Source organism: Demequina sp. NBRC 110056, assembly GCF_002090155.1.
GTDB lineage: Bacteria > Actinomycetota > Actinomycetes > Actinomycetales > Demequinaceae > Demequina.
The window spans coordinates 304,775-323,795 of record NZ_BBRM01000006.1; the positions used below are offsets into that span (position 1 = coordinate 304,775).

Annotated in this window: 16 protein-coding genes and 1 tRNA gene; 14 read left to right on the top strand and 3 right to left on the bottom strand. The window is 69.8% G+C overall.

Annotation, left to right across the window (positions count from 1 at the left end; translation table 11 throughout):
- Nucleotides 1-85: 85 nt before the first annotated feature.
- Nucleotides 86-1,177, bottom strand: a complete 1,092-nt coding sequence (locus tag B7K25_RS11355; protein ID WP_084106158.1) for an NADH:flavin oxidoreductase/NADH oxidase — start codon at nucleotides 1,175-1,177, stop codon at nucleotides 86-88.
- Nucleotides 1,178-1,460: 283 nt separating this feature from the next.
- Between B7K25_RS11355 and B7K25_RS11360 the strand changes: the two genes are divergently transcribed.
- The 7 genes from B7K25_RS11360 to B7K25_RS11390 all read left to right on the top strand — a co-directional run bounded on the left by B7K25_RS11360 (nucleotide 1,461) and on the right by B7K25_RS11390 (nucleotide 10,270).
- Nucleotides 1,461-2,462 (top strand): ABC transporter substrate-binding protein, encoded by a 1,002-nt coding sequence (locus B7K25_RS11360; protein ID WP_084106159.1) that lies wholly within the window; start codon nucleotides 1,461-1,463, stop codon nucleotides 2,460-2,462.
- 109 nt (nucleotides 2,463-2,571) lie between these two features.
- On the top strand, nucleotides 2,572-4,110 hold the full coding sequence (locus B7K25_RS11365) for a sugar ABC transporter ATP-binding protein (protein ID WP_084106160.1): 1,539 nt from the start codon (nucleotides 2,572-2,574) through the stop codon (nucleotides 4,108-4,110).
- Nucleotides 4,107-5,168, top strand: coding sequence for an ABC transporter permease (locus tag B7K25_RS11370; RefSeq protein WP_144018983.1), 1,062 nt, complete (start codon nucleotides 4,107-4,109; stop codon nucleotides 5,166-5,168). The genes B7K25_RS11365 and B7K25_RS11370 overlap by 4 nt, the downstream gene beginning before the upstream one ends.
- A complete protein-coding gene (locus B7K25_RS11375; protein WP_084106161.1) occupies nucleotides 5,165-6,181 on the top strand; it encodes a sugar ABC transporter permease YjfF in 1,017 nt (338 codons plus the stop codon). Before B7K25_RS11370 ends, B7K25_RS11375 begins: the two co-directional genes overlap by 4 nt.
- A 58-nt stretch (nucleotides 6,182-6,239) precedes the next feature.
- Nucleotides 6,240-7,754 (top strand): sugar ABC transporter ATP-binding protein, encoded by a 1,515-nt coding sequence (locus B7K25_RS11380; protein ID WP_084106162.1) that lies wholly within the window; start codon nucleotides 6,240-6,242, stop codon nucleotides 7,752-7,754.
- A gap of 10 nt (nucleotides 7,755-7,764) precedes the next feature.
- Nucleotides 7,765-8,781, top strand: coding sequence for a LacI family DNA-binding transcriptional regulator (locus tag B7K25_RS11385; RefSeq protein ID WP_084106163.1), 1,017 nt, complete (start codon nucleotides 7,765-7,767; stop codon nucleotides 8,779-8,781).
- 184 nt (nucleotides 8,782-8,965) lie between these two features.
- Nucleotides 8,966-10,270 (top strand): hypothetical protein, encoded by a 1,305-nt coding sequence (locus B7K25_RS11390; protein WP_084106164.1) that lies wholly within the window; start codon nucleotides 8,966-8,968, stop codon nucleotides 10,268-10,270.
- A 31-nt stretch (nucleotides 10,271-10,301) separates the two neighbouring features.
- Here the strand turns inward: B7K25_RS11390 and B7K25_RS11395 are convergent.
- Nucleotides 10,302-10,374: transfer RNA gene (locus B7K25_RS11395), tRNA-Arg, on the bottom strand.
- A gap of 182 nt (nucleotides 10,375-10,556) precedes the next feature.
- On the opposite strand from B7K25_RS11395, the gene B7K25_RS11400 reads away from it, so the two are divergent.
- The 7 genes from B7K25_RS11400 to B7K25_RS11430 all read left to right on the top strand — a co-directional run bounded on the left by B7K25_RS11400 (nucleotide 10,557) and on the right by B7K25_RS11430 (nucleotide 17,897).
- Nucleotides 10,557-12,146: a dynamin family protein gene (locus B7K25_RS11400; protein ID WP_084106165.1), complete on the top strand. Its 1,590-nt coding sequence runs from the start codon at nucleotides 10,557-10,559 to the stop codon at nucleotides 12,144-12,146.
- A 10-nt stretch (nucleotides 12,147-12,156) separates the two neighbouring features.
- On the top strand, nucleotides 12,157-13,488 hold the full coding sequence (locus tag B7K25_RS11405; protein ID WP_084106166.1) for a GTPase: 1,332 nt from the start codon (nucleotides 12,157-12,159) through the stop codon (nucleotides 13,486-13,488).
- Nucleotides 13,489-13,507: 19 nt separating this feature from the next.
- Entirely contained in the window at nucleotides 13,508-14,329 is an 822-nt protein-coding gene (proC, locus tag B7K25_RS11410) for a pyrroline-5-carboxylate reductase (protein WP_084106167.1), read from the top strand.
- Nucleotides 14,330-14,454: 125 nt separating this feature from the next.
- The gene (locus tag B7K25_RS11415; protein WP_159450195.1) at nucleotides 14,455-14,979 is read left to right on the top strand and encodes a single-stranded DNA-binding protein; all 525 of its coding nucleotides are present in this window, start codon (nucleotides 14,455-14,457) and stop codon (nucleotides 14,977-14,979) included.
- Nucleotides 14,980-15,181: 202 nt separating this feature from the next.
- Complete coding sequence (gene ettA, locus B7K25_RS11420; protein ID WP_084106169.1) at nucleotides 15,182-16,864, top strand: energy-dependent translational throttle protein EttA; 1,683 nt, start codon at nucleotides 15,182-15,184, stop codon at nucleotides 16,862-16,864.
- Between the two features lie 3 nt (nucleotides 16,865-16,867).
- Complete coding sequence (locus B7K25_RS11425) at nucleotides 16,868-17,200, top strand: hypothetical protein (RefSeq protein ID WP_084106170.1); 333 nt, start codon at nucleotides 16,868-16,870, stop codon at nucleotides 17,198-17,200.
- Nucleotides 17,201-17,426: 226 nt separating this feature from the next.
- Nucleotides 17,427-17,897 (top strand): thioesterase family protein, encoded by a 471-nt coding sequence (locus tag B7K25_RS11430; protein WP_084106171.1) that lies wholly within the window; start codon nucleotides 17,427-17,429, stop codon nucleotides 17,895-17,897.
- A 187-nt stretch (nucleotides 17,898-18,084) separates the two neighbouring features.
- On the opposite strand, the gene B7K25_RS11435 is transcribed toward B7K25_RS11430, so the two are convergent.
- Nucleotides 18,085-18,990 (bottom strand): IS481 family transposase, encoded by a 906-nt coding sequence (locus B7K25_RS11435; protein WP_234988210.1) that lies wholly within the window; start codon nucleotides 18,988-18,990, stop codon nucleotides 18,085-18,087.
- Nucleotides 18,991-19,021: the final 31 nt, after the last annotated feature.

A 19,021-nucleotide genomic window follows, 5' to 3' on the forward strand; every position in this document is an offset into this window, starting at 1 on the left:
GATCAGTATCGCCCGGCGCCGCCCGTGCCGATGACCAGAAACGCCCGCACGCCGTGAATCTCACACGACGCCGCGGCGCCGACCGCTAGGGGCGAGCCGCGAAGGTGCCGCGCGTGTACTGGAAGGGCCAGTACTCGATGTCGTGGCCGAGCTCGTGCGCCGCTCGCAGGGCGAAGTGGGGGTCGCGCAGGAACTCGCGACCGGCCATCACCGCATCGGCCTGGCCTGAGGACACGATCTCCTCGGCCAGGTCAGGATCGGTGACGAGCCCGACGGCGCTCGTCGGCACCCCGGCCTGGTCCCTCACCGCCGCCGCGAACGGCACCTGGTAGCCGGGCCCGACAGGGATGGCCGCATCGGCGACGTTTCCCCCGGTGGAGATGTCGACCAGGTCTGCCCCGGCCTCCTGGGCCCAGCGCGACACCTGCACGGTCTGGTCGAGCGTCCAGCCCTCGGGCTCCTTCCAGTCCGTCGCGGACAGTCGGACGAAGACCGCCGCCGCGTCGCCGGCGGCGGCACGCACCTCCCGCACGACCTCGAGGAGCAGGCGGGCGCGGCCAGAGCGGTCGCCGCCGTAGTCGTCGGTCCGGTCGTTGCTGAGCGGTGAGAGGAACTCGTGGATGAGGTAGCCGTGGGCGCCGTGGACCTCGAGCACCTCGAACCCGGCCTCGACCGCGCGGCGAGCGGCCGCGCCGAACGCGGCCACCGCATCGGCGATCTGCTCCTGGCTCATCGCGAGCGGCTCGGCGAGGCCCGGGAATCCCAGCGACGAGGGGCCGAGGGGCTGCCAGCCGCCGTCGGCGGGCACGACGGCACCGCGGCCCTCGATCCCGCGATGCGTGGAGGCCTTGCGGCCCGCGTGAGCAAGCTGGATGCCGGGCACCGCGCCCTGCGCCCGGATGAAGCGGGTGATGGGCGCCCACGCGTCGCGCTGGTCGTCGTTCCACAACCCGGTGTCCCACGGACTGATGCGGCCCTCGGGCAGGACGGCGGTTGCCTCGGCCATGACCAGCCCGGCGCCGCCGCGCGCCATCCCGCCGAGGTGCACGAGGTGCCACTCGGTCGGCACGCCGTCCCGACGCTCGACGGAGTACTGGCACATGGGCGCGACCCAGAGGCGGTTGCGGAAGGTGGTGCCGCGCAGCGTCAGCGGCTCGAAGAGGGCGGGGGTGCTCATGCTGGCCGAACGTGCGGGCACCTGGCGTGATTCCCGCTGTGGCTCTGCCGCGTGGCTCGATGTGATGAATGTGAGTGCTCTCGCGAGAACCCTCGAAATCGGGTCAAACGCCGCATTCACGGTCGAGTGAAGGTTCACATCCGTTACCGAAACGTGACGTGGAGCGCTTGCGTCACCCTGAAATGTGAGCGCTAATATTGCGAACGCGGGCCGCTTGGCGGTCCCACGGGAAACCCAAGGCACCCGGCAGAGCGGCCGGTGCAGAACGAGGAGGTTCTGAAGCATGAAGAAGAGTTTTCTGTCCACGATCGCCCTGGCGGGAGCCGCGGCTCTGGCCCTCACGGCGTGCTCATCCGGTTCCGACGACGGCGGGGACAGCTCCGCTGACCCGGGCTCGGGCGGCGACGGCGAGCTGATCACGGTCGGCTTCGCTCAGACGGGCGCCGAGTCCGGCTGGCGTGCCGCGAACACCGAGTCCATGGAGACCGCGTTCTCCGAGGAGAACGGCTTCGAGCTGGTCTTCAATGCCGCGGACAACGACCCGGCAGCCCAGATCAGCGCGGTGCGCGGCTTCATCAACCAAGGCGTCGACGCGATCGTCATCGCCCCGGTCGTCGAGGACGGTTGGGATGACGTGCTCCAGGAGGCCGCCGACGCAGGGATCCCCGTGATCCTCGAGGACCGCACCGTGTCCGCGTCCGACGACCTGTACGCCACCTGGGTCGGGCTCGACTTCGAGGAGGAGGGCCGCATGGCTGGAGCGTGGGCTGCCGAGCAGTACGGCGGCGAGCCCACCAACATGGTCGTCCTCGAGGGCACCACCGGCTCGGCGCCTGCGAACGATCGCGCGGCGGGATTCTCCGCGGCGATCGAGGGCACCCAGATCGAGACCATCGCGTCGCAGACTGGCGACTTCACTCGTGACGGAGGCAAGTCCGTCATGGAGGGCTACATCGCGCAGTACGGCATCGAGGGCATCGACCTCGTCTTCGCGCACAACGACGACATGGGACTGGGCGCGATCGAGGCGATCGAGGCAGCCGGCGGCGTGCCTGGCGAGGACATCAAGATCATCACCATCGACGCGGTGAAGGACGGCATGCAAGCGCTCGTCGACGGCAAGATCAACTACATCGTCGAGTGCAACCCGCTGCTGGGTGACCTGGCTGCAGGCCTGGTCAAGGACGTGCTCGCCGGCAACGAGGTGGAGAAGACGGTCTACGTCGAGGACCAGGCGTTCGACCAGGCGGCCGCGGCGGAGGTCATCGACTCGCGCGCCTACTGAGCCCAGGCCCTAGCCTGACCTCAGCGGAACCACCGCTCCTCCGAGGGGCCGGAATCATCACCGGCCCCTCGGTGGACGGGCCATCCACGAACGAAAGACGGCCTTCAGCATGACCACGGACACCGACGTCCCAGCCCTCGTCGAGATGCGAGGGATCACCATCAGCTTCCCCGGAGTCCTTGCGCTCGACGGTGTCGACTTCTTCCTACGCCCCGGCGAGGTCCACTCGCTGATGGGCGAGAACGGAGCCGGCAAGTCCACGCTGATCAAGGCGCTGACCGGCGTCTACGCGATCGACGCTGGGACGATCACGGTGGCGGGCGCGCGGCGGAGCTTCGAGAGCACCGCCGATGCGCAGGAGGCCGGCATCTCGACGGTGTACCAGGAGGTCAACCTGTGCGCCAACCTGTCCGTGGGCGAGAACGTCATGCTCGGCCACGAGCCGCGCAGCCGCGGTGGCATCGACTGGAAGGCCGTTCACGAGCAGGCCCGTGGCCACCTCACGAGCCTCGGGCTCGAGCTCGACACGCGGTCCGCGTTGGCAAGCCACTCGATCGCGATCCAGCAGCTCGTCGCGATCGCCAGAGCGATGGTCCTGGACGCGAAGGTGCTGATCCTCGACGAGCCCACCTCGAGCCTCGACCGTGGTGAGGTCGAGCAGCTCTTCGCGGTGATCCGCGACCTGAAGGAGGCGGGCGTCGCGATCCTGTTCGTCAGCCACTTCCTCGATCAGGTCTACGAGATCTCGGACCGGATCACGGTGCTGCGCAACGGCAAGCTCGTGGGTGAGTTCCCCATCGACGACCTGCCTCGCGACGCGCTGGTGACGGCGATGATTGGACGAGAGCTGAGCGACCTCGCGGCGCTGTCCTCCGTGGCCGACCGGGAGATTCCGCGCGACGGCGCCCCGGTCCTCCGCGTGAGCGGGCTCGGGCGCAAGGGACTGCTCGAACCCGCGGACCTCGACGTGTTCCCGGGAGAGGTCGTCGGCATCGCCGGACTGCTCGGCTCGGGCCGCACCGAGCTCGTGCGCCTGCTCTACGGTGCCGAGCGTGCGGACAGCGGCACGGTCGAGATCGCCGGCGAATCGGCGCGCATCCACTCGCCGCGCCAGGCCATGGCCCACGGCATCGCGCTGTCCTCGGAGAATCGCCGCGCCGAAGGCGTGGTGGCGGACCTGACGGTCGCGGAGAACATGATCCTCGGCGTCCAGGCGCAGCGCGGCTGGCTGCGGCCGGTGCCCAAGGCGGAACGGGACGCGATCGTGGGCGAGTACATGGAAGCGCTCGGCGTCAGGCCAGCGGACCCCGCCCTGCCGATCGGCAACCTCTCCGGCGGCAACCAGCAGAAGGTGCTGCTCGCGCGGTGGCTCGCGACGCAGCCGGAGCTGCTGATCCTCGACGAGCCCACCCGAGGGATCGACGTGGGCGCCAAGGCCGACATCCAGCGCAAGGTCGCCGAGCTGTCGGCTCAGGGACTGTCCGTGATCTTCATCTCCTCCGAGCTCGAGGAGGTCCTGCGCATCGCGCAGCGCGTGGTCGTCATGCGCGACCGGCGGCGGATCGGCGAGCTCGACTCGTCGGACGTGGACCTCGATGGGCTCATCGACTACATCGCCAACGCGGACGAAGGGAGCGTGGCCCGGTGAGGCTCGTCAAGCATCGGTTGTTCTGGCCCCTGGCAGCGCTGATCACCCTCGTGGTGGTCAATGTGATCGCCAACCCGAACTTCGCAAAGATCACCATGCGCGACGGCGATCTCTACGGAAACCCCATCACGATCCTGCGCGAGTCGACCCCGCTGATGCTGGTGGCGCTCGGTATGACGCTCGTGATCGCGACCCGCGGGATCGATCTGTCAGTGGGCGCCATCATGGCGGTGTCGGGAGCGGTCTCGCTGACCATCATCGACGGCGTGAGCGATCCGAACTCGGTGCCTGCAGTGCTGATCGCCCTGGTGGTGGGCGTCCTGGTCGCGCTCGTCCTGGGGGCCTGGAACGGCTTCCTGGTGTCGGTCCTGGGAATCCAGCCGATCATCGCCACCCTCGTGCTGATGCTCGCAGGGCGCGGAGCGGCGCTGCTCATCACGGACGGCAAGATCACGACGGTGAACTCAGAACCGCTGGCGTTCCTCGCTAACGGCTACCTGATCCTCCTGCCGTTCGCGTTCTTCCTGTGGGTGGTCGCCGTCGTCGTGGTCGCGCTCATCGAGCGGAGGACCGCTCTCGGCATGCTCACCGAGGCCGTCGGCATCAACCCTGAGGCGAGCCGGCTCGCCGGCGTCCGCTCGCGTGGCATCGTCTGGAGCGCCTACATCGCGTCCGGAGTCCTCGCGGGCATCGCGGGCCTGATCTACGCCGCGAACATCAAGGCGGCGGACGCCAATGCCGCCGGCTACCTCATCGAGCTCTACGCCATCCTCGCGGTCGTCCTCGGCGGCACCTCGCTGATGGGTGGCAAGTTCTCGATTGCGGGCACGGTGATCGGTGTGCTCACGGTCACGACGCTCGACAAGACCCTGCAGTTCTTCGGCGTCGCGCCTGCCCAAGCACCGGTGTTCTTCGCCGCGGTGGTGATCGTCGTCGTGCTCGTGCAATCGCCGCGTGTGCACCGCTGGGGTCGTTCGCTCCGGGTGCGTGGACGCGCCCCGGCCCCAGCGCCGCAGGCCGCCGAGCAAGCCGACCGCCAGAAGGAGGCCGTCCGATGACCGCCGTCGAGACCACGCCCGCTCGGACCGGCGGCGCCAAGGCCGCGCTGGTGACGTTCAGCACGCGCCATGCGTCGGTGCTGCCGACCTTCGCCGCCATCGCGATCCTGATCGTGCTGCTGGTCGGGGCGCAGTTCCAGTTCGGCAACTTCGTGAGCCCCGGCAACATGTCGGCGCTCCTGTACGACAACGCCCACCTGCTGATCCTCGCGGTTGGCATGACGTTCGTCATCGTCACCGCGGGCATCGACCTCTCGGTCGGGTCCGTGATGGCCTTCACGGGCATCCTTGGGGCCAGCCTGCTCACGAACGGCGTCCCCGTATGGATCGCCATCCCGGCGATGCTCGTGGGCGGCGCGCTGATCGGTCTGCTGATCGGTGTCCTCGTCCAGCAGTTCGACGTCCAGCCGTTCATCGCGTCGCTCGCCGGGCTCTTCCTGGCGCGCGGGCTCGCGTTCGTCGTCAGCCTGTCCTCGATCCGCATCGAGGACCCCGTCATGGACTGGCTGCGCACTCGCTTCTCGGTGGGTGGCTGGTACATCACGCCCACGGGCATCATCGCGCTGCTGACGGTGGTCGTGGGAGCCGTCATCATGCACAGGACGCGGTTCGGGCGCACGGTGTACGCCGTGGGCGGCTCGGAGCAGTCCGCACGGCTCATGGGCCTCAAGGTCGCGAGGACCAAGGTGATGGTCTACGTGATCTCCGGGCTGTGCGGCGGCCTCGCGGGGCTCGTGCTGACGGCGTATTCGAGCGCCGGCTACCCCCGCAACGGCATCGGCACGGAGCTCGACGTGATCGCCGCGGTCGTGATCGGAGGAACGCTGCTCGCGGGTGGACGCGGCTACGTGCTGGGCTCGCTCGTCGGCGTCCTCGTGTTCGGGACGATCAACACGATCATCTCGTTCATGGGTGCCGATCAGTCGTGGACGCACATCATCGTGGGCGCGCTCCTGCTGCTGTTCATCGTCGTGCAGCGGGCCATCGTGGCGCGCTCCGAACGCGGGAGCTGACCTGAGCCTCCCGATCCCAGGGGATCGTGACGTGCCTCGTCCGTGCCATCATGGCGGCGTGGACGGGGCGCGGCCGCTGGTGGAGCTCACTGACGCGACGGTGAGCTTCGGAGCCACGGTCGCGCTCGACGGCGTGGACTTCCGCATGTTCGCTGGCGAGGTGCACTCGCTGATGGGTGAGAACGGCGCAGGCAAGTCGACGCTCATCAAGGCGATCACGGGGGTCTTGTCGCCTGACGAGGGAATCCTCACGCTGGCGGGCGAGCGCGTCGCGTTCTCCTCCCCGCACGATGCCCAGGACGCCGGCATCTCGACGGTCTACCAGGAGATCGACCTGCTGCCGAACCTCTCGGTGGCGGAGAACGTGCTGCTGGGCCGCGAGCCGCGACGACTCGGGCTCATCGACCACGGGGCGATGCGTGCTCAGGCAGGTAGCATCCTCGCGGACCTCGGCCTCGCGATCGATCCCGCAGCGCCGCTGGGGATCTTCTCGCTCGCGACTCAGCAGCTCGTGGCGATCGCGCGTGCGATCTCCACGGACGTCAAGGTGCTCGTGCTCGACGAGCCCACCTCGAGCCTCGACCTCGACGAGGTCGCCGAGCTGTTCCGCGTCATTCGCGACCTCAAGAACCGCGGTGTCGCGATCCTGTTCGTCAGCCACTTCCTCGACCAGGTCTACGAGATCTGCGATCGGATCACGGTGCTGCGCGATGGCAAGCTCGTCGGCGAGTACCTCACCACCGAGCTGCTGCGGATCGATCTCGTGCAGAAGATGCTGGGGCGAGAGATGTCATCGTTCGTCTCACGCGAGCGCCAGGAGTCCGAGGTCGATCCCGACCAGGTCTTCATGAGCGCTCGCGGCATCACGTCGCCGGGCATCTCAGACGCCGACCTCGACCTCGCAGCCGGCGAGGTGCTCGGCGTCGCCGGGCTGCTCGGTTCGGGACGCACCGCCCTCGCGCGGGCCCTGACAGGTGTCGACCGCCCCAGCGCCGGCATCATCCGCCTCGAGCAGCAGGGCGTCGACCTCGACTCGCCGCGCACGGCGCTGTCGCTCGGCGTCGTGTACTCGTCGGAGAACCGCCGGTCGGAGGGGCTCGTCGGAGAGATGTCGATCGCCCAGAACATCGCGCTCGCGCTGCAGGCGCAGAAGGGCGCGCTGCGGCGGATCCCTCCCGCACAGGTGCGCGAGCTGGCGGCGAGCTGGGTCGAGGCGCTCGACATCCGGCCTGCGGACATCGATGCTCCGGTCCGCTCGCTGTCGGGAGGCAACCAGCAGAAGGTGATGCTCGCGCGCCTGCTCGCCGTGTCGCCGCGCCTGCTCGTGCTCGACGAGCCCACGCGGGGGATCGACGTGGGAGCGAAGGTCGAGATCCAGAACCTCGTGGGCGAGATGGCCGACAACGGCCTGTCCGTCATGTTCATCTCGGCCGAGCTCGAGGAGGTGCTCCGCGTGGGTGACCGCGTCGCGATCCTCCGTGACGGACGGATCGTCGAGACGGCGGCCTCCGACGACCTCAACGTCGACTCGCTGATGGCGCTCGTCGCCCGACCCGACCTTCCGGAAGCCTGAGGGGCGGGACGTGGCGGACAAGCAGCCCAAGGCGGCGAACATCTTCGATGTCGCACGTCTGGCGGGGGTGAGCCACCAGACCGTGTCGCGCGTGATCAACGGCATGCCCAATGTCCGCCCCGCGACCCGCGAGCGAGTCGAGAAGGCCATCGCTCAGCTCCGCTACAGCCCGTCGCCAGCGGCACGCGCGCTCGTCACGCGACGTACCCGCACCATCGGCCTCATCACGCCGTCGGTCTCTGCCCATGGCCCGACGTCGATCACCATGCATTTCACGATGGCCGCGCGTGCCGCGCGGTACTCCGTGGACTCGATCAGCACCGCTCCCGACGATCCGGCGGCGGTACGCGCGGCCGTCGAGGCGCTGCTGCGTCAGCGCGTCGATGCGATCGTCATGGTCGTCGCGGACTCGTCGGTGCTCGAGCTCGTGCACGGCCTCGACCTGACGGTGCCGCTGGTCGCCGCGGCGTCCTCGCCGCGGCGCAGTCCTCACCTCGTGTCGATCGACCAGTACCGCGGCGCCCGCGCCGCGGTGCGGCACCTGGCGGAGCTCGGCCACGAGCGCATCGTCCACCTGGCTGGGCCCGCGTCGGGCCCCGACGCCACGGAGAGGCTCAGAGGGTGGCGTGACGAGCTGTCCGCCCACCGCCTCGAGGCGCCCGACCCGTACTTCGGCGACTGGTCCGCGGAGTCGGGCTACCGCATCGGCCGGAACCTTGAGCTCGGCAGCTCGGGCGCGGTGTTCGTCGCCAACGACCAGATGGCGATCGGCGTCATGTCCGCCCTGCGCGAGCGCGGCCTGAGTATCCCCGAGGACGTCTCCATCGTCGGCTTCGACGACATCCCCGAGGCGGGCTACCTCTACCCGCCGCTCACGACCGTGCGGCAGGACTTTGACGCGCTCGGTCGGATGATGCTCCAGAAGGTCCTCGTCACTCTCGAAGAGCATCAGGAGCTGTCAGAGGACACGCCCCTGCCGACCGAGCTGGTGGTGAGGCGATCGACCCGCGCGGTCGACGTGCGCTGAGGTGCCCCCGGAGCAGCCATCGAGCTTGCCCCAGTGCGCGGCTGTGCACGTGTCGTCGCCTTCTGGTGGCCGCTGAGACGGTGCCGGCTGGGTGGCAGCGACGCCGTCGCAGATCCCGATGGATGTGCCCGAAATGTGATAGTTGTGAAGGCGGAAGATCTGGGCATTTCGGCAAAGGAGCCACATGGACCCGACGTCAACCGATCGCCCGTCGACGTCCGATCCGGTGCGCGTGACACGGCGGCGGCTGCTCATCGGAGCAGCATGGACGTCCCCTGTGATCATGCTCGCGACGGGAGTTCCCGCTGCGGCAAGCTCTCTCACAGCGACGCTGGAGTTCACCGAGGCCACCTACCTTGGCACGGCGTGCGGCACGGTGGACGGCGTGACCGTTCTGGCTCTCGACGAGGCATCCCAGCCTGTCGCGGGTGCCGCCGTCGCGGTGACGCTCAGCGACGGCTACACGTTCGAGGGCGGCGACACGACATTTGCTGGGACGACCGATGCGGCCGGTGCCATGGCGTTGCCTGCGATCGTGGTTCCTGCAGAGGGCGGCGCCACGATCCTGACGGCGACTGCCGGGGTGCTCCAGGCGACGGCGACGCTGTCTGCTGATCCGGTGAGCCCGCTCGTGGAGCAGTTCAGGGACGGACCGTCATACTCGACCACGGACATGCCCACGACCCTGACGGTTCTCGGCGCCGGCTACTCTCTCGATGCCGCCGGGCAGCTGTACTACGGTGCGAATCCCGTCGGCGGTGCCACGGGCATCGTCTCCGCAGACGCGCTCTTCGCACCGGCCGCAGGCGCCGCGGAGGTGGGAACCATCAGTTCCGACGGCACGTACCGGCGCTACCGCGACGGCGGCTTGGACCAAACCATCACGGGAGTTGCCGCTGGGAGCGTGGCGCTCGGCTCCGACTATTGGTACGTGCCCGGCGGCGAGGTCATCTACCGCGGCACGGGCACTGGCGTCGCAGCTGCGGCCGCCGATGCCGTGATCGGGTCTGCCGCCCGCTGGGCTGGCGTCGTCACCCCTGGCGGCCAGCATGTGCAGCTGAGGAACGACGCGGTATTCGGGACGGCCACGGGAAGCCTGCCGGCAGGTACGCAGCCGCTTGGACCCAACTACTGGCTGACGCCGGGCGGCGAGCTGCGCCAACGCGGTCGCGCCGCGGCGATCGACACTGGCGTGACCAGCGCGACGGCGCTCAACAACGGTTCAGCGAACTACGTGTTCTACGTCGTCGACACTGGTTCGACGGCGACCCACCGCAACTGGGACGGGTCGGGTTGGTCGCCGCAGCGGACGGTGCCGGTCGGTTCGGTCAGCGTCGGCGCCGGGTACACGCTGTCGCCCGCCGGTGAGCTCTATCACGACGGATTGCTCCGAGGGGCGGGGCCGTACACGAGCGTTGCTGGCGACAACAACGGCAGCGCGAACTGGGCCGACGCGTTCCTCCCGCCGACATGCCCGGTTGCCGCGTGAGCCGGAGCACGGCTCTGAGGCAACGTTACAGTGCCCCCGGCAGGACTCGAACCTGCAACCTACGGATTAGAAGGCCGTTGCTCTATCCATTGAGCTACGAGGGCTGGGCGCCGCGGCGCTCGACACCAGGGTAGTGCGGGCCGATGCGCCCTCGGCTCAGGAGACGCGTTCCCCCTCGCAGACGGTCGTCAGCCGGGCGCCCGTGGCCGCGGCGGTACGCTCGCGCGCGGTAGCCTGAGCGGGGCGAAGGGCGTCTTCGCGTGCGACGAGTGGAGGACTGCGGGGGATGACCATCCGGCCTATCAAGACGTGGTCGTACCCCGGCGCGCTTCTCGACGCGCTCGTGGAGACCCGCGCCGTGGTGTCGGATCTCGAGTTCCCCATCCCCCTGGGTGATGCCGAGGACACCGATCGCATGCGCTCGCACATGGTCGAGCAGCTCGACCATCACCTCATCCCGCGCGTGCGCGAGGAGGCGTCGCCCGCGATCGTCGTGGTCGCAGGCTCGACCGGCGCGGGAAAGTCGACGGTGGTGAACGCCCTGCTGGGCGAGCAGCTCACGGCCTCCGGGGTCCTGCGTCCGACGACGAAGGTCCCGCACGTCTTCCATCACCCGCTCGACGCGGAGGTGCTGAGCACCATCGCGCAGGAGGCGGCCGTGATCGCGACCGAGGCGGTGCCGCGCGGGCTCGCGATCATCGACTCGCCCGATCTCGACTCCGTACGAGGCGAGAACCGCGAGATCGCGGAGCGGTTGCTCGAGGCGGCCGACCTGTGGATCTTCGTCACGACCGCGGCGCGCTACGGGGACGCCGTGCCCTGGGACGCGCTGCGCCGCGGTGCGGAGCGCGGCGCGTCGATCGCGATGGTCCTCAACCGAGTCACCGTCGACGTCGCCGCGCAGGTGCGCCGCGAGCTCGTGGAGCGCCTCACCACGGAGGACCTCGAGACGTTGCCGCTGTTCGTGATCCCCGAGGACACCGAAGGGGGCGTCCAGCTCCCGCAGGACGTCGTCGGCGGGCTCGGACGCTGGCTCGACGGCGTTGCAGCGGCCTCCGCGAGCACCATCGTCGAGCGCACCATGCACGGCGCGACCGAGTCGCTCAAGGAGTGGCTCGAGACGCTCGCCGAGCGGATGGACGACCAGGCCGTGGCGGCCAAGGAGGTCAGGGCGGAGGTGCGCCGTTGCGCTGCGCAGGCTGAGCACGCGGGCGGTGACGAGTGGTACCGCGACATCGGCACGGGCACCTTGCAGGGCCGCTGGCGTGCCGCCCGCGCCGAGGGCGGACCGCTGCACAAGCTTCGTCACTCAGCGTGGGGACGCCGCCGGAGCGCACGCGAGGTGCGCGACGCCTTCATGTCGGAGGTGCGTGCCGACCTGCTCGAGGCAGTCGAGGCGAGCCTGGCCGCGGCAGCCGCGCGCGCATCGGACGCCATGGTGACGGCGCTCACGCACGGCGACGACTCGCCCGGGGCGTGGCTGGCCGCCCAGCGCGACCCACGCGAGGCGCGCGTGGTGCGGGAGCGCCGCGCGGCCGACGCGACCCGGACCTGGCTCACCAAGGTGTCCGAGCACGCGATGGGTCTCCCCGGTGCGCAGCGCGGCGCGGAGATGATCGGCGAGGAGGGCATCTCGGTCGCTCTCGCATGCGCCGCGCTCGGCATCGACGAGGCGCGCAGCGTCCTCGGCGTCCTCGTGAACCCCACCCTGGGCGACGCCGTGCACCTTGCTCAGGCCGAGCTGACCGGCGCGCGGCGCTACTGCATCAACCGCGAGGCGCTCGACCTCATGAAGCCCACCGACGTGCCCAGCCTGCTGCCGGACGCGTCCTCCAAGATCCGCCTCCGCCGGGCCGAGCTCAGGGGCCTGATGTGAGGAGGCCGCTGTGACCGTCCAGTTCGAGCACCTCGCTCCCCGCGACGAGACGACCGCGCTGCGTGAGCGCGTCGAGCGCCTGCGCGCCTCGATGGAGTGGGCGTCCGAGGCCATCCCGCCGTCGGTGCGCGGTCTCGTCGAGGAGACCATCGTGCGCTGCGAGGAGCGCCTCGCCATGGGCGTGGACCACACCGTGGTCGCGCTCGCGGGCGGCACGGGCTCGGGCAAGTCGAGCCTGTTCAACGCGATCGTCGGTCGCGAGTTCGCCGTGCCGGGCGTGGCGCGTCCCACCACCTCAGAGGTGAGCGCCGCTGTGTGGGGCGGGGGTGCCGAGGCACTGCTCGACTGGCTCGAGATCGGCGTCGACCGGCGCCTGGCCCGCGAGTTCGACCCCCTCGACGAGGACGACGAGGCCGACCTGTCGGGGATGGTGCTGCTCGACCTGCCCGACCACGACTCGATCAACGCCGACAACCGCGCCGTGGTCGACCGCGTGGTGCCGATGGCGGACCTGCTGCTGTGGGTGGTCGACCCGCAGAAGTACGCGGATCACGCGCTGCACGCGTTCTACCTTCGCGCGGCGTCGGAGCGCGATCGCCCCTCGCTCGTCGTGCTCAATCACGTCGACCGCCTCTCGACCGAGGACGCCTGGGCGGTCGCACGCGACCTGCAGAGGCTCCTCGCGGTGGACGGCATGACCCAGGTGCCTGTGATGCCCGTCAGCGCGAAGTCTGGCCACGGCCTCGACATCCTGCGCGCGGAGCTCGCGGGGGCGGTCTCCGCACGCACCGTGGCCGCTGAGGCCGTCCGAGCCGACCTCGTCAGCGCCGGCCGCGCGCTCGCCGGTGCGCTCGCGAAGGACGCCGACCCGTCGCTGCCGGACCCCGACGAGCTGGTCGCGGCTCTCGCGCGAGCGGCGGGCGTGGACGCGCGCGCGGAGGCCGCGGCTGCGTGGGCCCGCGGGGCGCGCGTCGAGGAGCCGGGGAAGTGGACGGTCGCTGTGGCGACCGTCGAGCGCGAGCGCCTCGACTGGATCGACGCCGCGACGGCCGGGCTGCCGCCCACGTGGCGCCAGGTGGTGGCCGATGCGGTCGAGCCGGCACCCGAGCTCGCTCGCCGGATCATCGAGGCGCTCGAGGACGCGCCGTGGCCCGCCGTGGAGCCTGCCCAGGGGTGGAAGGCGCTGGTGGCGCGCGGACGGCTCGCGAGCGCGGCTCGCAAGCGCACTCTCGAGGTCGGGCGCTTCGTGGTGGCCGAGGAGCTGCGTCCCGCGGTGATCGAGCCCACGGAGACCATCCACCAGGCCTACCGGGCCCTCGACGAGCTCACCGAGCTCGAGTAGGCCGCGTCAGGAGGCACCGATGACCGAGAGCACCACGCGACTGGCCGTGATCGGCGGCGGCAACATGGCTGGCGCCATCGCGCGGCGGTTGCTCGCGAGTGACGGCGCCCCGACGATCGCCGTCACCACCAACTCCTCGACCCCGTCGTGGGTAGACGAGCAGAGAGTGCACCATCGCCGAGTCGTCGACGGCCCGAACGCGAATGGCTGGGCCGTCCGTGACGCGGACGCGGTCATCCTCGGTGTGAAGCCCAAGGACATCCTTGCGACGGCTCGGGAGATCGCCTCGGACCTTGCGCCCGGCGCGCTCGTGGTCAGCGTGGCTGCCGGGGTGACGCTGGAGCAGTTGAGCGCGGCGCTACCGGATCACGCGGTCGCGGTCCGCGCGATGCCGAACACGCCGGTCGCCGTCGGTCGCGGAATCACGGCTTTCGCCGTTCCCGCCGACGCTCCCGTGGGTAGTGCGCAGAGCGTCCGCGAGTTGCTCGCTCCCACCGGTTTGGTCGAGGAGATGGACGAGGCGTTGATCGACGGCTTCTCTGCGGTCATCGGATCGGGCCCGGCGTACATCTACTACGTGATGGAGGCGCTGACGGCGGCGCTCGACGAGCAGGGGCTCGCCGACGACCGCACGAGCGCGATGGTGGCGGAGCTCGTCGCCGGCGCTGCGGCGTATCTCCAGGCAGACGGCCGCGAGGCGGCGGCATTGCGCGCCGAGGTCACCAGCCCTGGCGGCTCGACCGCGCGGGCGATCGGGGTCTTCGACGAGCGCGACGTGCGCGGCGCCATCAGCGACGGTGTGCGAGCCGCCGCGATGCGGGCGCGCGAATTGGGTCAGTAGCGTCCCCAGGCTCGCAGCGCATCGGCGTTCTCCACCGGAGGTGGGTAGCGCCGATGCGCGGGCTGGGTCCGCGCGTCAGCCTGGCTTGCAGCCGCGACAGTCGCGGCAGGAGCCGAGGAGGCGACATGAACGACCTGACGACGTCCGTCACGGGGTGGGTGGGCAACGTCCCAACCCTTCACACCCTCGCCGATGGCAAGAAGATGGTGTCCTTCCGGATGGGGCACACGCCGAGCTACCGCACGGCCGACGGGACCTGGAAGACCATGGACACGCAGTGGCTCTCGGTCCGGATGTTCCGGACGGGAGCGCAGAACGTGTCGGAGTCGATCCGCAAGGGCGACCCCGTCTTCGTCCAGGGGCGGCTGCGCACCAACGTGTGGGTCACCAATGACGGCACCGAGCGCACGGACCTGCAGTTAGAGGCCTCGACGGTCGGCCACGACCTGACGTGGGGGACGACGCGGTTCTCCCGCACGGCGGCGCCCGCGGGAGCGGAGGCGGAGGGCGACGATGAGGCAGATGGCTCGCGCGCCGAGGACGCCGATGCCGAGGAGTCGGTGCCCGAAGGTCTCGACCCGGCCGACCTGGAGGCGCCTGACGTGCTCGAGGACGCGCCCAGCGACGAGGAGCTCACCGCGGCGCGCTGACCACATCGATGCGGCGGACTCCCGCGCGTCGGCCCACCCCCTCAGCCGGCGCGCGGGTCGCCCACTGCCGCGGGGAGTGGACGCGTCGACCCGCCCCGGCACTGCTCTCGACCCGCGACGGCCCCGGCCCTCGACCGCGTAGGCTGGTGCAGGTATGTCCGCGGGCGCATCGGCGCCTCTCAACGAGACTGACGGAGCAGCAGTGGCTGAGTTCATCTACACGATGCAGAAGGCGCGCAAGGCGCACGGCGACAAGGTCATCCTCGATGACGTGACCATGGCGTTCTACCCCGGCGCCAAGATCGGCGTCGTCGGACCCAACGGCGCAGGAAAGTCGACCATCCTGAAGATCATGGCGGGCCTCGAGCAGCCCTCCAACGGCGAGGCGCGCCTGAGCCCCGGCTACACCGTCGGCATCCTCCTCCAGGAGCCGCCGCTGAACGAGGACAAGACCGTCCTCGGCAACGTCGAGGAGGGCGTCGCCGAGATCAAGGGCAAGCTCGACCGCTTCAACGCCATCTCCGAGGAGATGGCCAACCCCGACGCCGACTACGACTCGCTGCTGGCGGAGATGGGCACGCTTCAGGAGGAGCTCGATCACGCCGACGCGTGGGACCTCGATGCCCAGCTCGAGCAGGCGATGGACGCGCTGCGCTGCCCGCCAGCCGACGCCGACGTGAAGGTCCTCTCCGGCGGCGAGCGCCGCCGCGTCGCGCTGTGCAAGCTGCTCCTCGAGAAGCCCGACCTGCTGCTACTCGACGAGCCCACCAACCACCTCGACGCCGAGTCGGTGCTGTGGCTCGAGCAGCACCTGTCGAAGTACGCCGGCGCCGTCATGGCCGTCACCCACGACCGCTACTTCCTCGACCACGTCGCCGAGTGGATCTGCGAGGTCGACCGCGGTCGCCTGTACCCGTACGAGGGCAACTACTCGACCTATCTTGAGAAGAAGCAGGAGCGCCTCCAGGTCCAGGGCAAGAAGGACGCCAAGCTCGCCAAGCGCCTCAAGGACGAGCTCGACTGGGTCCGCTCGAACGCGAAGGGCCGCCAGACCAAGTCCAAGGCACGCCTCGCCCGCTACGAGGAGATGGCCGCCGAGGCGGAGAAGACCAGGAAGCTCGACTTCGAGGAGATCCAGATCCCGCCGGGTCCGCGCCTGGGCAACGTGGTGATCGAGGCCAAGGATCTCCAGAAGGGCTTCGACGACCGCGTCCTCATCGACGGGCTGTCGTTCTCGCTGCCGCGCAACGGCATCGTCGGCGTCATCGGCCCCAACGGCGTCGGCAAGACCACGCTCTTCAAGACCATCGTGGGTCTCGAGAAGCTCGACGGCGGCGACCTCAAGGTCGGCGAGACCGTGCAGGTGTCCTACGTCGACCAGTCGCGCGGCGGCATCGACCCCAAGAAGTCCCTGTGGGAGGTCGTGTCCGACGGTCTGGACTACATCAACGTCGGCAAGGTCGAGATGCCCTCGCGTGCGTACGTGTCCGCGTTCGGCTTCAAGGGGCCCGACCAGCAGAAGGCCGCCGGCGTCCTGTCGGGCGGTGAGCGCAACCGCCTCAACCTGGCGCTGACGCTCAAGGAGGGCGGCAACGTGCTGCTCCTCGACGAGCCGACCAACGACCTGGACGTCGAGACCCTCGGCTCGCTCGAGAACGCGCTGCTGGAGTTCCCGGGCTGCGCCGTGGTCGTCAGCCACGACCGCTGGTTCCTCGACCGCGTCGCGACCCACATCCTCGCCTACGAGGGCACCGAGGAGAACCCGGCCAACTGGTACTGGTTCGAGGGCAACTTCGAGGCCTACGAGAAGAACAAGATCGAGCGCCTCGGCGCCGAGGCCGCGCGCCCGAGCCGCCAGACGTACCGCAAGCTCACGCGGGACTGAGCCATGCGCTCCGCGGTCGACCCGACCCCACAGCCCGTGGGGTCGGTCGACCCGTTCTTCCTCGACCCGACGGAATGGCCCGAGGCTCCTGGCTGGCTTTTCCCGACGGTCATGTCGTTCCTCGGCGTCGTGTGCGTCGTGGTCGTGGTGCTGCTGTTCATGTGGCGCCGGTCGATCCAGTACGACAAGGCCGAGCGTGCCGCCCGCGAACCCCAGGAGTGGGTGGATCTGTCGAAGCTCGGCAAGGGCGGACGATGGGCCGACGAGGAGTCGTCCGACCCGCGCACACGCGAGGACTTCGGCCGCACCAAGCGCGAGGAGGACGCGCCCGAGTAGCCGCTCGGGCAGGCGCCCGGCCACGTGCCCCGTCTGCCTGAGCGTCCAGGGGTTGGGTGAGCGTCGGTGTCGCACGCGCCGCGTGCGGTGATGGTGGGTGGTTGTCCGCGAAGCGTCCGTGCGCGCCGCGTGTGCCCTCGCTCCGACACGGTGGATGGCTGTCGCCCTGGCGTGTGCCGTGTGCGGCGGTGGTGGCTGGGTGTCGCTCTGGCGATACGGTGGCGCCATGAGCCGCATCCACGTCCCCGTCTCGCTGCGCTGGTCCGACCTCGACGCATACGGGCACGTGAACAACGTCCAGCTGCTGCGGTTGCTCGAGGAGGCCCGCATCCGCACGTTCTGGGCAGGCTCGGCGGAGCCGGAGGCGCCGCCGACGGCCGTCATCTCCGCGGGCCCCGGTGCGCCGACGACGACGCTCATCGCGTCCCAGCACATCGACTACCTGGCGCCCATCCCGTTCCTGCGGGAGGCGCTCGACGTGCAGCTGTGGATCGGCCGCATCGGCGGCGCGAGCCTCGAGGTCTGCTACGAGGTGTGCTCGCCGACGTCATCCGACGAGCCTGTGGTCTTCGCTCGAGCAGCGACCACGATCGTCCTCATCGACACTGCGACGCAGCGCCCGCGGCGGCTGACCGAGGTCGAGCGCGCGGCGTGGAGCGCCCACCTGGACGAGCCGCTGGTCTTCCGCCGCCGGTGAGCATCGGCGCGTGCATGCGGCGGGTGCGGTCGACGCTGAGCCGCCATCGCCGTACGCGCGACGCGCAAGACCGACAGTGAGGCACCCCTAGGGCGCCAAGGTGGAGCTAGGGAGCCGCGCTACTGGGGATCGACGCTGAGCCACCATCGCCGTACGCGTGTCTCGCCATACCGACGGTAAGCCACCACTAGGTGTTCTTCCCCGTGAGGTTGTGAACGCGGTCGGCGGGCGTTGATCCGTCGAGTGCGGTGTGGGCGCGATGGTGATTGTAGTGATGGAGCCAGTCGTCGTAGGTGGCTGCGCGGGCGGCGTCTGAGCGGTAGGTCTGGGCGTAGGCCCATTCGGCGGCAAGGGTCCGGTTGAACCGTTCGACCTTGCCGTTGGTTTGCGGCCGGTAGGGCCGGATACGGACATGGGTGATGTTGTCACCGAGGGCTTGAGCAAACACTCTCGAGCGGTAGCACGAGCCGTTGTCTGTCATCACGGCGGTGACGGTGATGCCATGGTCGGCGAAGAACGCGTTCGCTCGATGCCAGAACGCGGCCGCGGTCTCCTTGCGTTCGTCGGCGAGCTGTTCGGAGTAGACCAACCGGCTGCAGTCATCAACGGCGTGGTGGAGGTAGGCGTAGCCGATGCCGCGTCTGCCACTGTTATGCCGGCCGGTCTTCTTGCCGACCTTGCGCCAGCCTCCACCGTCGGGGATCCGACCGAGCTTCTTGATGTCGACATGCACGAGTTCGCCCGGAGTGTCCTTGACGTAGTGGACGGGCTTGGGCTTGCGCACCGCCAGCCCGGTGGCCTGGTCCAGGTGATGCAGCAGCGGCATCCGATAGCGGGCCAGCACCCGCCCCACGGTCGAGCGGGGGATCCCCAGGTGATAGCTGATGCGGTGAGGACCCCAACGGCGGTTGAACCGCAGTGCAATGATGCGTCGCTCGCGCCTGGACGACAACCGGCCCGGACAATGGCCCGGCCGCGACGACCGGTCAACCAGTGCCAGCCCGGCACGATACCTGCCAGCCCACCGCGACGCGGTGGCCGGTGACACCTGGAACCGTTCAGCCGCTCGCCGCACCGTCCAATGGTCATTCAACGATCAGTTGAAAGCAAGCCTTGCGACGCCC